The organism is Bradyrhizobium sp. Pha-3 (genome assembly GCF_042258325.1).
GTDB lineage: Bacteria > Pseudomonadota > Alphaproteobacteria > Rhizobiales > Xanthobacteraceae > Bradyrhizobium > Bradyrhizobium elkanii.
Map to the genome: position 1 here is coordinate 5,201,038 of NZ_CP170151.1, position 12,947 is coordinate 5,213,984.

13 protein-coding genes and 1 tRNA gene are annotated in these 12,947 nt (G+C 64.3%); 8 read left to right on the forward strand and 6 right to left on the reverse strand.

The annotated features are described in order from the left end of the window. Positions 1–147: 147 nt before the first annotated feature. From ACE10X_RS24485 to dapA, 4 genes are all read right to left on the reverse strand, one after another. Positions 148–729: a peroxiredoxin gene (locus ACE10X_RS24485; RefSeq protein WP_038385389.1), complete on the reverse strand. Its 582-nt coding sequence runs from the start codon at positions 727–729 to the stop codon at positions 148–150. 101 nt (positions 730–830) lie between these two features. Further along, the gene (smpB, locus tag ACE10X_RS24490; protein WP_016843999.1) at positions 831–1,304 is read right to left on the reverse strand and encodes an SsrA-binding protein SmpB; all 474 of its coding nucleotides are present in this window, start codon (positions 1,302–1,304) and stop codon (positions 831–833) included. A gap of 1 nt (position 1,305) precedes the next feature. Further along, positions 1,306–1,722 carry a large conductance mechanosensitive channel protein MscL gene (mscL, locus tag ACE10X_RS24495; protein ID WP_038385388.1) on the reverse strand — a complete coding sequence of 139 codons (417 nt, stop codon included), beginning with the start codon at positions 1,720–1,722 and terminating at the stop codon, positions 1,306–1,308. Between the two features lie 59 nt (positions 1,723–1,781). Next, the gene (gene dapA / locus ACE10X_RS24500; protein ID WP_038385370.1) at positions 1,782–2,672 is read right to left on the reverse strand and encodes a 4-hydroxy-tetrahydrodipicolinate synthase; all 891 of its coding nucleotides are present in this window, start codon (positions 2,670–2,672) and stop codon (positions 1,782–1,784) included. Positions 2,673–3,000: 328 nt separating this feature from the next. Between dapA and ACE10X_RS24505 the strand changes: the two genes are divergently transcribed. The 5 genes from ACE10X_RS24505 to ACE10X_RS24525 all read left to right on the forward strand — a co-directional run bounded on the left by ACE10X_RS24505 (position 3,001) and on the right by ACE10X_RS24525 (position 7,803). Beyond that, entirely contained in the window at positions 3,001–5,490 is a 2,490-nt protein-coding gene (locus tag ACE10X_RS24505) for a transglycosylase SLT domain-containing protein (RefSeq protein WP_375762978.1), read from the forward strand. Positions 5,491–5,729: 239 nt separating this feature from the next. Then, positions 5,730–5,823: transfer RNA gene (locus ACE10X_RS24510), tRNA-Ser, on the forward strand. Positions 5,824–6,116: 293 nt separating this feature from the next. Next, on the forward strand, positions 6,117–6,398 hold the full coding sequence (locus ACE10X_RS24515; protein WP_038385367.1) for a hypothetical protein: 282 nt from the start codon (positions 6,117–6,119) through the stop codon (positions 6,396–6,398). A 389-nt stretch (positions 6,399–6,787) separates the two neighbouring features. Next, entirely contained in the window at positions 6,788–7,354 is a 567-nt protein-coding gene (locus ACE10X_RS24520) for a hypothetical protein (protein WP_244435826.1), read from the forward strand. 167 nt (positions 7,355–7,521) lie between these two features. Beyond that, positions 7,522–7,803, forward strand: coding sequence for a hypothetical protein (locus ACE10X_RS24525; RefSeq protein WP_038385365.1), 282 nt, complete (start codon positions 7,522–7,524; stop codon positions 7,801–7,803). Positions 7,804–8,231: 428 nt separating this feature from the next. On the opposite strand, the gene ACE10X_RS24530 is transcribed toward ACE10X_RS24525, so the two are convergent. Beyond that, positions 8,232–9,140: a DMT family transporter gene (locus ACE10X_RS24530; protein WP_304555180.1), complete on the reverse strand. Its 909-nt coding sequence runs from the start codon at positions 9,138–9,140 to the stop codon at positions 8,232–8,234. Positions 9,141–9,236: 96 nt separating this feature from the next. Between ACE10X_RS24530 and ACE10X_RS24535 the strand changes: the two genes are divergently transcribed. Next, on the forward strand, positions 9,237–10,025 hold the full coding sequence (locus tag ACE10X_RS24535) for a helix-turn-helix domain-containing protein (protein WP_375762979.1): 789 nt from the start codon (positions 9,237–9,239) through the stop codon (positions 10,023–10,025). A gap of 32 nt (positions 10,026–10,057) precedes the next feature. Here the strand turns inward: ACE10X_RS24535 and gcvA are convergent, their stop codons facing one another. Then, complete coding sequence (gene gcvA / locus ACE10X_RS24540) at positions 10,058–10,942, reverse strand: transcriptional regulator GcvA (protein ID WP_038385360.1); 885 nt, start codon at positions 10,940–10,942, stop codon at positions 10,058–10,060. Between the two features lie 186 nt (positions 10,943–11,128). Here gcvA and ACE10X_RS24545 point away from each other — a divergent pair, with 186 nt between their 5' ends. After that, entirely contained in the window at positions 11,129–11,635 is a 507-nt protein-coding gene (locus ACE10X_RS24545; protein ID WP_193375422.1) for a PaaI family thioesterase, read from the forward strand. Beyond that, on the forward strand, positions 11,632–12,894 hold the full coding sequence (locus ACE10X_RS24550) for an MFS transporter (RefSeq protein WP_244435825.1): 1,263 nt from the start codon (positions 11,632–11,634) through the stop codon (positions 12,892–12,894). Before ACE10X_RS24545 ends, ACE10X_RS24550 begins: the two co-directional genes overlap by 4 nt. The last annotated feature ends 53 nt before the right edge of the window (positions 12,895–12,947 follow it).

The window sequence follows — 12,947 nt, forward strand, 5'->3', positions numbered from 1 at the left end:
AATTTCGGAATATTAGAAATATATCCCTGAATTGCCCGACGTGTCAAGTTGCCTGGTCGAACGCCGGCCGCCGCCGGCTACTTTGCATGGGGTTGTTCTCGATATTTTGGCAGCGTGACCTGCGACCGCCCCATCACATCATGTTCGCTAGTCCCTCCGCGGATTGGCCTTCAGCCATGCCAGCACGTCGCCGGCGTTCCGGTCAGGCGGGAACACCGGATAGAACACGTGCGTGATGCGCGCGTCGTCGATGACCAGCGCGAGCCGCTTGATCATGGTCAGGCCGGCCACCGACATCGTCGGCAATCTCAGCGTGTGTGTCAGTTCCAGCGCTTCGTCGGACAGCACCGGAAACGGCAGATGCAGGCGCGACGCCATCTCGGTCTGGTACGCATTGCTTTGCGTCGACAGCCCGAACACCTGGGCAGCACCGGCCGCCTTCAGCTCGGCAAACAGGTCGCGGAATGCGCAGGTCTGCGGGGTGCAGCCGCGGGCGCCCGGGATCATGTCCCAATCGTCGACCAGCCCGATCTTGCCGGGCTCGCCGGTTCGCGGATAGGCGAACACCACGGTGCGGCCCTTGAGCGCCGACAGCGCCACCGCGGTGTCGTCGGTGGCGCGCAGCCTGACCGGCGGGATCGTCATGCCGACGAGGTGCGCCGCGCCGCCGTCATCCGTGGGCGCCGGGATCTTGCTCCAGTCGACATCGGTAAGGCTCGATTGAGTCAGGCCCAAATCTCCATCCACCGTCATCGCGAGGAGCTCGCGACAAAATTGCAGAGCAATTTTGCGCTGAAGCGACGAAGCGATGACGACAAATATCAACCGCCCTACCCGCGCGCTCGCATCAGGCGGCCCTTCTCGCGGCCCCAGTCACGCTTCTTCACGGTCTCGCGCTTGTCGTGCAGCTTCTTGCCCTTGGCGACCGCCAGCAGCAGTTTGGCACGGCCGCGCTCGTTGAAGTACAGCTTCAGCGGAATGAGCGTCATGCCCTCGCGGTCGACCGCTCCGAGCAGCTTGTTGATCTGCTTGCGATGCAGCAGCAGCTTCCGCGGCCGCTTCGGCTCGTGGTTGAAGCGGTTGGCCTGCAGATATTCGGGGATATTGGCGTTGATCAGCCACAGCTCGCCGTTCTTGGAATCCGCATAGGATTCCGCGATCGTGCTCTTGCCGCTGCGGATTGATTTCACCTCGGTGCCAGTCAGCGAAATGCCGGCCTCGATCGTGTCCTCGATCGCGTAGTTGAAGCGGGCCTTTCGGTTCTCGGCAACGACCTTGATGGGACGTTCGTTCTTCTCGGCCACGTTAGCTCTTCTTGAGGAGGTCGCGGATTTCAGTCAGCAGCACGACCTCGTCGGACGGCTTCGGCGGCTCGGCGGGCTTGGCCTCATCCTTGCGCTTGAACTGGCTCATGACGCGAATGACCATGAACAGCACGAAGGCGACGATCAGGAAGTTGAGCGTCAGCGTCAGGAAGTTGCCCCAGGCCAGCACGGCGCCCTGCTTCTTGGCGTCGGCCAGGTTGGTTGCGTTGACGGCCTTGGAAAGCCCGGTGAAATAGTTGGAGAAGTCGAGGCCGCCCGTGATCGCGCCGATGATCGGCATGATGATGTCGCCGACCAGCGAAGTGACGATCGCGCCGAAGGCCGCACCGATGATGACGGCGACGGCGAGGTCGACGACATTGCCCTTCATGGCGAACTCGCGGAATTCCTTCAGCATGCCCATCCCCTTCTGTTCGACATTGCGCACGGCACTGTTCACGGCGGTAGCGGTCCGGCTCAGTTGATCAGGCCGGCATGCACCATGGCGCTGCGGACCGCCTGGCGGGTCGCCTCGGTGACCGGCACCATCGGCAGGCGCAGCTTCTCGTCCAGCTTGCCGAGCAGCGACATCGCGTACTTCACCGGCGCCGGATTGCTCTCGATGAACAGATTGGTATGCAGCGGCATCAGCTTGTCATGGATCTTCAGTGCCGTGGTGACGTCGCCCTTCTGCCAGGCGGTCTGGAACTCCGAGCACAGCCGCGGCGCGACGTTCGAGGTCACCGAGATGCAGCCGTGGCCGCCATGGGCCATGTAGCCGATGATGGTGGCGTCCTCGCCGGAGAGCTGGTTGAAATCCTCGCCCATCGCCGCGCGCTGCTGCGAGACCCGCACCATGCTCGCGGTGGCGTCCTTGACGCCGGCGATGTTCTTCAGCTCGAACAGCCGCGTCATGGTGTCGACCGACATGTCGATCACCGAGCGCGGCGGGATGTTGTAGATGATGATCGGAATGCCGATCGCATCGTTGATCGCCTTGAAGTGCTGATACATGCCTTCCTGGGTCGGCTTGTTGTAGTACGGCGTCACGACCAGCACCGCGGTGGCGCCAGCCTTCTCGGCGTGCTCGGCGAGCTCGATCGCCTCCTTGGTCGAATTCGAGCCGGCACCGGCGATCACGGGAACCCGGCCCTTGGCCTCCTCGATGCACCATTCGACCACCCGCTTGTGCTCGTCGTGGCTCAGCGTCGGGCTCTCGCCTGTGGTGCCGACCGGCACCAGGCCGTGGGTGCCCTCGGCGATCTGCCAGTTCACGAGGCTGCGGAACGCCGCTTCGTCCACCGAGCCGTTTTTGAAGGGCGTCACCAAGGCAGTGAATGATCCCCGGAATTTTGTCTTGGCTGCCATGGACTTCCTCCAAACGCTTCAGGCTAAAGGCTAGGTCGACGGACCTTTGTTGTCGGCGCGCTTCACGTCCGTGCGACCGGCACCCGGTTGTTGCGAAACGCCATGAAAGGCAATTCATATCGGGTCTGGCCGACAGGCGAAAGGGCCGTACCGTACCTATTCCCAACGGTAATCTGCGGCGCGCGAAATCGTTTCCAGCCGCGATTTTGCCGTTGTGCTGGCGCAAACAGCCGCACCGGCAGGCTTCTTAGTATTTTGTGTACGTTTTCAATCAAATAAGAACCCATGGCCCAAACGACCAGATGATTCGGGGCCGCAGAGGACTTCTGTGATCCGTTCCGTTCGCGCAGGCACATTGCGGTCGACGGCGCTGGCGACGAGCCTGGCGCTCGTTGTCGGCCTCGCCGCCATCACGGCAGATGCCTGGGCCGCCGAGGATGCTCCAACTGCAAAGCCGGCTGCCCAAGACACGGCTTCCAAGCCTGCTCCTTCCAAGACCACGCCAAAGTCCACGGCTCCGAAGGCGGCGGCTTCAAAGCCAACGGCAACCAAGCCCGGCGCCGCCAAGACTGACGCAGCCAAGACTGAAACTCACAAGACCGACGCTCATAAGACCGACGCTCACAAGACGACGTCTTCCAAGTCCGGCGCGGTCAAGGCCGATGGAGCCAAGTCCGCTCCTCCCAAGACCGAAGCTCACAAGCCAACGGCTCCGAAGACCACGGAATCCAAGGGCACCACGTCCAAGACCAATACATCCAAGACCACAGCGGCCAAGCCCGCCGCTCCGGTTGCAACGGGAACTGTATCGAACAGGTCGGTGCCCGCGCCCGCGCTGGTTCCGGCAACCCGCCAGCACGCCGCGCCGATCGCGCGCAAGCCGGTGCTGCCTGCGGCCGTGGCCGCGACATCCTCGACGTCGCAGTCGGACAAGGAAGTGCTTGCAAGCGTCGTCGAGCTGCTGCGCAAGCGCAGGCCGGCGGACGCCACCGAGGCCGAGGCCTCGATCTCAGATCCGGTCGCGCGCAAGCTTGCCGAATGGCTGATCCTGCGCAGCGAGGACAACGGCGCCTCGGTCGAGCGCTACCGCGCCTTCCTCGATGCCAATCCGAGCTGGCCGTCGCAGACCTTCCTGCGTCGCCGCATCGAGGCCTCGCTGTGGGACGACCGCCGCGACGACTCCGCGGTCTGGACCTGGTTCCAGAATGAATCGCCGGTCTCGGCCAAGGGTCGGCTCGCGCTCGCCAAGGTGATGATCGGACGCGGCGACCGCGGCAATGCCGAGCGCCTGGTCCGCGAGGCCTGGCGCAACGACGGAATGAGCGAGGACACCGAAAACACCGCGCTCGACCTGTTCGGCTCGCTGCTGACTGCCGGCGATCACAAGGCACGCATGGACACCATGCTGTACGGCACCGACAACGAGGCCGCCGGCATGCGCGAAGCCAAGCGCCTTGGCTCCGGCTACGTGGCGCTCGCGAAGGCACGCATCGCCGCCACCCGCAAAGGTTCGAACCTACGCGCGCTGCTGGAAGCCGTGCCGAGCGAGCTCTCCGGCGACACCGGCTATTTGTTCGCCAGGATCCAGTTGCTCCGCCGCGAAGAGAAATTCGCCGAGGCCGCGCGGCTGATGCTGAGCGCACCGAAGGAAGCCTCCCGCCTCTACAATGTCGACGAGTGGTGGATCGAGCGCCGGCTGCTGGCGCGCAAGATGATCGACACCAACGAGTTTCGCACCGCCTATCTGATCGCGCGCGACGCGGCGCTGCCGGCCCGCGACATCTACAAGACCGAGCAGGAATTCACCTCGGGCTGGATCGCGCTGCGCTTCCTCAACGATCCCGCCCTCGCCGCCCAGCATTTCGCGCGGATCGGCGTCGGCAGCGCCAATCCGACCGCGCTGGCGCGTGCCGGCTATTGGCAGGGCCGCGCCGCGGAGGCCGCCGGCCGCGGCCAGGAGGCGCGCGCCGCCTACGGACGCGCGGCCGAGCAGTCCACCAGCTATTACGGCCAGCTCGCGCGTGCCAAGCTCGGCCTGCCGCAGATCGAGCTGAACAGCGCGCCGCGCGGCCGCGGCGCCGAGCGGCTGGAGATCGTGCGCGCGGTGGCGCTGCTCTACGAAATCGACGCGCGCGAGCTCGCGATCCCGATCTTCGGCGACATGGGCGACAATGGCGATCCGGAGGCCCTCGCCGGCCTCGGCGAGCTCACCGGGCGCCACGGCGATGCCCGCGGCATGCTGCTGATGGGCAAGGCCGCGCTCAACCGCGGACTGCCGTTCGACCACTACGCCTACCCGGTCAACGGCATTCCGTCGTTCCGCCAAGTCGGGCCGGAAGTCGAGCAGAGCGTCGTCTACGCGATCGCGCGCCAGGAGAGCGCGTTCAATCCGGCGGTGGTGTCGCCGGCCCAGGCCTACGGCCTGATGCAGGTGACGCCGGACGCCGGACGCTATGTCTGCAAGCGCGCCGGCATCGGTTTCGACCTCAACCGGATGAAGACCGACCCGGTCTACAACGCGATGCTCGGCGCCGCCGAGCTCGGCGGCCTGCTCGAGGACTACCGCGGCTCCTATATCCTGACCTTCGCCGCCTACAATGCCGGCCGCGGCAGCGTGCGGAAGTGGATCGAGCGCTATGGCGATCCGCGCGATCCCAAGGTCGACGCGGTCGACTGGGTCGAGCTGATTCCGTTCTCGGAGACGCGGAACTATGTCCAGCGGATCATGGAAAACCTGCAGGTCTATCGCGCCCGGTTCGGCGGCGGCACCAAATTGCAGATCGAGGCCGATTTGCGGCGCGGCGCCAGCGTGGAATGAGCCGGCGCAACCGGTTTTCAACAGGCTTGGCGCCGGGCGCTTCCAGTCCCGGCCCGATGTCGGTCTAATATATTGTTATATCTTGTATTCTAAGCATCCGGGCGCTCCGACGCCTGCCGATTGGAGCCATATATGAAGGCTCGGGGATGGCCGGCGGCGGAGCTGCCCTCAAATCACCTTGGCGCAATCTGAATCTGCCGCTTGCGGCTCAGCGCCCTCTCGGGCATATCGGCGCCATTGGAGACGTGGCCGAGTGGCTGAAGGCGGCGGTTTGCTAAACCGTTATAGGCTTGTAAAGGCCTATCGAGGGTTCGAATCCCTCCGTCTCCGCCATACTCATTGTGTCCAGCCCGAAGACATGGGTAACAGGTCGTACCTAAGACATGGGTGACAACCTCGTGCCGAACGGGTTGTCGAGGGGTTGCAGGGTTTTCTGCTCCAGGTCGAAGTATCCCAAATCATAGTGCATGAAGCTGACGAGCCAAATGCTGGCCCCTGGCCTGGACTGGTCGTCACCTCCGCGTGAATGAAACATCATTCCCGGCGCCGCGAAGCGAGCGCGCAACAAACCGCGCCCACGATCCCCGCATTGTTTTCTTTCACCTGAACATTTCCGGGGTAAGGCCATGCAGCAAGACAGTGGCATCCAATTCCAGGATATCGACCAGGTTCTGCGTAACGCCCAGCTTCGCCGATCCGCCGACTTTGGCTTCTGGCTACGACAGCGCTTCTCATCCAAAGCAGGCAGGCTCGTGGTCGCAACTTCGCTGGCTTGCATGGTTGTTGTGCTGGCGATCGTTGCTGCCCCGCGGCCGGTCTCAAGCGCTGCGCTCGGCAGCGAGTGGCAATGCAGCAAGGCGGCGTTTGTTTTGACGACCTGCCGTCAAGCCGACCCTGCGCGCTCATAGCAATCGGCCGCGTCCGGGGGGCGTACGGTAGCAACGTCAATTGACATCGGTGAAACCATTGTCCGCCGACTCCGTAGCTGGAGCGCCGGCCCATTTCTTCCATTTTGGCACTACGGGCCGGCTGGGGCCGTTCGGTCTTTCCCAGTCACGAACGGCCTCACTTTTAGGTCCATCTATGAACTCAGCTTTCCCTCGGCTTGATTATTTGGCATCAAATGATCATGCAGCGTGCTCGAAGAATCCGCCGGCCGGTCGAGATCGGGCTGAGGGCGAAGAAATAAATGGATGGTCCAAGTCACGGTCTCAGGTTAGCGATCTGTTTCGCGCTGGTTCTCGTTCTGCCTGCTGCGCAGACGCCGCCGACGCAGCATTCGCGGGACGAGTGGCGTGTGGTTGACAAGGAATGTCGCGACGTCTTGCCTCCGCAGGCAAAGATACGAGCATGTCTCAACCTGCTGAGCGATCGACGACTCCCGACCGCCTATCTCGCGCCGATCACCGGCGAAATATCGAGCACCTTCCAAAGCTTGCGGGATTACGGCAACGCCATCAAGTACAAGAAGATCGAAATTGAACGCACCTCGGCAAGGCAACCTTCTTCGTCGGGCGACGCACTTCCTGCCAGTCTCGGTGCGATGTCTCTGCGTTATACGGAGCTCGGGACACTCCAGGCACTCGATCGCCAAACCAACTTCGGCAGTCAGTCGGATGAAGCCCGCCGAGGCGCCGCTGAGGAGCAAAATAGCTACAACCTTGCGCTTCAGTACAACCCGATGAACTACAGGGCATATAGATACCGGGCTGAAATTCGCAGCCAATTCTGCGAGAGCGCGTCCGCCGCTCAGGACATGGAGGCAGCGGTCAGGTTTGCTGAACAGGCTGGAGATCAGGACGCCGCTCGAGACTTCAAGCGTGTCACGCTAGGTGCTTGCGTTCCGGCGTGGCGGCGAGACTAGTCTGCGAGACCCCATCAGGCTGTCGTTCACCCGGTGGCGCACCCTGCGCCAGACCGCCCGACCGTATTCCTACGGACCCGAGGTTGGCAGGCAACTTGCGATGTATCCGTGAATAGTTCGGCGCCGCTGTTCTCGATGTGCCGAACTCAGACATTCGGAGCACGCAAATGAACATGCATCATCGTTTTGAGACAGCTCGCGGACATGGCGGACGAGAGTCGACAGTCGGCAAGATGCTGTCCGATCTCATTCTGGCCTGCCAGCAGATCGAAGCCGATATCGCGACCGAAGAACAGCGCGCGGGAATTTACGACCGATCGGACGCGAGGTATCCGATCTTGGCAAGGTCGCTCAATGAGCGGTACGCCAATCTCAAGCGAACCATCGCCACACTCGAACAGCGTGTCGCCGAAAGATCTCAGCACAAATTGGTCACCGACGCCGCATAGCTCGATCTTTGACCAACTTCCTGTACGCTGGCAGAGCGACCGATGCGATGAAGCATCAGTGCAGGCGCTGACCGACATCAGCCGCTGCCGCGGGTGGATGGATCGAGGTTCCGGTTCTCGCCAGGCGGTATGGGCCCAAAGCCGGGATATCGGTACAAGCTCGGAGGAGCCACCTGCTCGCTTGGGCGGATGATGAAAGGCTGCCGCACGCGCCTGTGATGCGCAGTTGCGGCGTCGGCAACCACGCTCGACAGGAGCACAAGCGGCAGCATCAGGACCAGGGAAATACGTAAGCATACGCGCAAGGCAACACGCATCGTGATCACTCCGTCTCACCGAACAGGTGATCGCAGAGCGTAGCGCCCTATTCTGCCCTGGCCTCTCACATGCGATCAAAACGGCGAGATCGCCAATCCATGACTTACGAGTCATCGCGTATCGCGGGCCGTCTTGACCGGCCGCGGAAAGGCCTGCGCGCAGGCGACGCCGAGCAGCGCAAGGCCGCCGCCGATGACGTGGAATGGCCTCACCGGCTCGCCCAGCATCACGATCGCGGCCGCGGCCGTCAGCACCGGCAGCAGGTTCATGAAGACCGCGCAGCGGTTCGGGCCGAGCTGCGCGACGCCGCGGATCCAGAGAAACGGCAGCACGACCGAGGCCAGCGCGCCGGCATAGACGATCAGCGGCCAGGTTTCGGCGTTGACCTGCCGCAGCGGCACCGGCGTCGCGAGGAACGCGGGAAACATCACGGCCAGCGCGCACAGCGCCTGCATGTAGGTGGATTGCCATCCACTAATCGGCATATTCCAGCGCTTCAGCAGCACGCAGTACAGCGCATAGACGATCGCGGCCAGCAGCATCAGCGCGTCGCCCGCATGCACGCCGTTCTGCAACAGCAACGACAAGTCGCCGCCGCTGACGAGATAGACAAGGCCCGCAAATGACAGCGGCGCGCCGCAGATCATGCCAAGCGTCGGCGGTTCGCCGAGCAGCGCGGCACTGAGGGCGACCGTCAAGAGCGGCGTCAGCGCGGTGAACACCGCCATGTTGATCGCGGTGGTGGTTTCGGCCGCCAGATACGACAGGCTCTGGAACAGGCACATCGCAAGGAAGCCGAGGATCGCGAGCGGACCAAGATGCGGCCAGATCGCATGGCGATTACGCCAGGCGCCGCGCGCCACGAACGGAGACATCAAGAGCACCGCGACCAGCAGACGATAGAAGGTGATCGCCTGCGGACCGATCGTGTGCGCCGAGAGGCGCGAGATGATGACGTTGCCGGCCCACAGCACGATGGCAACGAAGGGATAGAGAAGTGCGGCTTTTGACTTGAACATGACCCGGCAGCGCGTTGGTGAAGGAACCACCAGCAACTAGCCGTCGCGCCGAAGTCCGTCTCACGCTAGAATGACTTTGCCTAGCGAGATTGGGACATGCGAGATGAAGACGTGTTGGACGAGCTGATCACACGGCACCTCGACTATCACGCCACGGCGCGGCCGATGGCGGCGATGGAGATCGACTATCCGAGCGGCGCGTCGACCGGCCTGCACGCGCATCCGCGCGGCCAGCTGCTCTACGCGATCGAAGGCGTGATGGTCGTGCGCTGCACTGAAGGCACCTGGGTGGTGCCGCCCAATCGCGCGGTGTGGCTCGTGGCCGATCTCGAGCACGAGGTCCGGATGTGCGGCGCGGTCAAGATCCGCACCGTGTTCGTGGACGCCGACGCGGCTCCCAATCTGCCGCAGGCCAGCTGCGTGTTCGCGGTCTCGCCGCTGCTGCGCGAATTGTTCGTCGCCGCGATGCGCGTCCCGCTGGACTATGCGCCCGCGACCTCCGACGAGCGCCTGATGCGCGTGCTGCTCGACCAGCTGCGCGAAGTCGATGTGCTGCCGCTGCATCTGCCGATGCCGCGCGACGAAAGGCTCGCGCGTGTCTGCGCCGCGCTGGTGGCTCGCCCGGACGATGGCTCCACGGCCGAGCAATGGGCGCGCCGGCTGAGGCTGACGTCGAAGACCATCCATCGTCTGTTCGCCAGGGAGACCGGCATGACGTTCGGCGAATGGCGTCAGCAGGCACGTTTGCTGTTCGCGCTCGAACGCCTCGCGCGCGGCGCGCGCGTGGTCGATGTCGCGCTTGATGCCGGCTATGCCAGCCAGAGCGCCTTCACCGCGATGTTCCGCAAGCATTTTGGCGTGCCGCCCAACGCGTTCTATCGGTAAGCCGCCACCGGATCGCTAGCGCCCAGCGGCGGCTACTGGGCGACCGGTCCCAGGATCCATTCCCTGAACGCCGCGATCTTCGGAAGCGACTGCCGGTTGTCGGGACAGACGAGATAGTACGCGAACTCCTCCAGATGCGCGGTCTCGAGCAGCTGGATCAGTTCACCGCTCGCGATCTCATTTGCCACCATCGCGGCCGGCAGCAGGCCCGCGCCCTGCCCTGTCAGCACGGCCTTCAGCAGAAGGCCGCTGTCATCGAACGAGGGTCCGCGAGGCGTGCGAACCTCCGCGATGCCGTTGGCCTGAAACCACAGGCTCCACCCCTTGCGATCGGCGTCATGCACCTGCGGCCAGCTTGCGAGCGCGCCAGGAGATGCCGGTCGCCCGAGGCGCGCCACCAGCGACGGCGATGCGACCGCCACCATCTCCACGGTGACGACGCGGTCGCTGCGCAGCCCCGGATAGCGGCCAAGGCCGTGGCGCACCGCGACGTCGACGCCGCTGCGCGAGAAATCGACCACTGTGTTGCTGGTGACGATCTGCAGATCGATCTCGGGATGCGCGCCCTGAAACGAGGCCATGCGGGGCACCAGCCAGGCCGACGCAAAGAACGGCGTGACGCTCACCGTCAGCGTACCGACATCGACGGATGCCGCGACGCGGCGCGAGGCATCCGCGATCTGGCGAAATGCGTTGCGGATCGACGGCAGATAGTCGCGGCCGGCGTCGGTGAGATAGATGCCGCGCGGCACCCGCTCGAATAGCTTCACGCCGAGATCGGCTTCGAGCGTCTTGAGCATCTGGCTGACCGCGCCCGACGTCACGCATAGCTCCTCGGCCGCGAGCTTCACCGAGAGATGGCGGGCGGCGGATTCGAACGCCTTGAGCGCGTTCAGGGGTGGAAGCCTGCTTTCCATGATTTAGATTTTCTAATCTGAATCGTCCAGCAAATCTGGTTTGCCAACTCGGCCTTGCAGGCGCTCTATCAGCTTAATCCGGTGCTGAAAGCCGCGTCAATGCAGAGAAAGTCGAACTATGGAACTTAGATTTTCTAACCTTCTTTGCCGCTCCCGACGGCGCCGCTTTCTTGATGGAGCCAAGCCATGACTGAGGTCGCAAGCAAGCTCGGCCTCCGCGAGATCGCTGCGGGCGGCCAGACCGGCCCGCTCGCCGAGCGCATCAACGCGTCGCAAGCCGGCAGCCTGCCCGGCCTCCTGGACTTTCAATGGCTCGAAGCCGGACGCGGCCACATCCGCGGCCGCTTCGAGATTGCCGCAAAACACTTCTCGCCGCACGGGCTGCTGCACGGCGCAAGCATCGTCGCATTGGCCGATACCGCATGCGGGTTCGGCTGCCTCGCGTCGTTGCCGGATGGCGCCATCGGCTTCGCCACCGGAGAGTTGAAGACCAACTTCATCGGCGCCGCGCGTGAAGGCGGCGTGAGCTGCGAGGCGCGCCTCGTTCACGCCGGGCGCACCACCCAGGTGTGGGACGCCGAGATCCGCGACGAGGCCACAGGCAAGACCATCGCGCTGTTTCGCTGCACGCAGATGCTGCTCTACCCGCCGGGCAAGCCCGGTGGTCACGCGGCACAGGGAGAACGATCATGAGGAATGCCGTCATGCACGCCGGTTATCAACGAACCAAGCCGTTCTACGGCTGGTATGTGGTCGCAGCAGCCTTCGTCGTCACATTGATCGGCTTCGGCAGCGCCTACACGTTCTCGTCCTTTGTCGAGTCCCTGCAACGGGAGTTCGGCGCCTCGCGCGGCTCGGTGTCGCTGGTGTTCTCCTTCGCGGGCTTCCTGTATTTCGGCCTGGGGATGATTTCCGGTCCGCTTGCCGATCGCTGGGGCGCACGCAGGCTCGCTGGCCTCGGAATGGCGCTGGTCGGTCTCGGCATGGTGCTGGCGGGACAGGCCCAGACCATCCTCCAGGTCTATGCCGCCTACAGCATTGGTATCGGCGCCGGCGTCGGCTGCGCCTACGTTCCGACCTTGGGCGCCGTGCAGCGCTGGTTCGTCAGGCGGCGCGGCTTTGCGTCGGGCCTCGCCGTCAGCGGGATCGGGGTCGGCACACTGGTGATGCCCCCGCTCGCGACCTGGCTGATCACGAGCCTCGGCTGGCGCGATGCCTATGCCGTGCTGGGCGTTGTCGCCGCCGTTGCCGGGATCGGTGCATCGCTGCTGATCGCGGACGATCCGCGCCGCTACGGCACCGGACCGGACGGCGATCCGCTCGATACGGTTTCGGGCGCGCCGCTCCGCCAGGGCGTCTCGATCGGCGGCGCGGTGCGGACCGCGCGCTTCGCCGGGCTCTATGCCGCCTGCCTGATCAGCGCGTTCGGGGTGTTCGTGCCCTTCGTGCACCTCGTGCCCTTCGCGGTCGATCATCAGGTCGCGCCGACGCTTGCCGTGTTGCTGCTCGGGATGATCGGGGTCGGCAGCACCGCCGGCCGGTTCTTCCTCGGCGGCATTGCCGACCGGGTCGGCCGCGATGCATTCCTGGTCGCGATGTATCTCGGCATGGCCGTCTCGCTGGCGATCTGGGCGATCGCCGGCACCTTCTGGTCGCTCACGGCCTTCGCGCTGCTGTTCGGCCTGTTCTATGGCGGCTGGGTCGCGATCCTGCCCGCTGTGGTCACCGACCATTTCGGCGGCCGCAATGTCGGCGGCATCATCGGCATCCTCTACACCAGCGTCGCTGTTGGCACGTTGCTGGGCCCGAGCGCCGCCGGCTTCGCCTACGACATCAGCCACAGCTACTTCATTCCGGTGGCGATCAGCGCAGCCGCCAACCTCGTCGCCGCCCTTATCGCAATCGCGACCATGCGAACGGCCTCGCCGATCGTTTCGGTTGCGCAGGGGTGAAGCCCTCCTGACGGTCGGCGATCCCTGTGCTAGCGTTCCGGGCTCACCTCCCT

Bases quoted from the DNA above. Each gene is read 5' to 3' on its own strand.
- mscL (WP_038385388.1), bottom strand. From the start codon at position 1,722: ATGCTGAAGGAATTCCGCGAGTTCGCCATGAAGGGCAATGTCGTCGAC.
- ACE10X_RS24515 (WP_038385367.1), top strand. From the start codon at position 6,117: ATGCAGCAAGACAGTGGCATCCAATTCCAGGATATCGACCAGGTTCTG.
- dapA (WP_038385370.1), bottom strand. From the start codon at position 2,672: ATGGCAGCCAAGACAAAATTCCGGGGATCATTCACTGCCTTGGTGACG.
- ACE10X_RS24545 (WP_193375422.1), top strand. From the start codon at position 11,129: ATGACTGAGGTCGCAAGCAAGCTCGGCCTCCGCGAGATCGCTGCGGGC.
- ACE10X_RS24550 (WP_244435825.1), top strand. From the start codon at position 11,632: ATGAGGAATGCCGTCATGCACGCCGGTTATCAACGAACCAAGCCGTTC.
- gcvA (WP_038385360.1), bottom strand. From the start codon at position 10,942: ATGGAAAGCAGGCTTCCACCCCTGAACGCGCTCAAGGCGTTCGAATCC.
- ACE10X_RS24530 (WP_304555180.1), bottom strand. From the start codon at position 9,140: ATGTTCAAGTCAAAAGCCGCACTTCTCTATCCCTTCGTTGCCATCGTG.
- ACE10X_RS24525 (WP_038385365.1), top strand. From the start codon at position 7,522: ATGAACATGCATCATCGTTTTGAGACAGCTCGCGGACATGGCGGACGA.
- ACE10X_RS24535 (WP_375762979.1), top strand. From the start codon at position 9,237: ATGCGAGATGAAGACGTGTTGGACGAGCTGATCACACGGCACCTCGAC.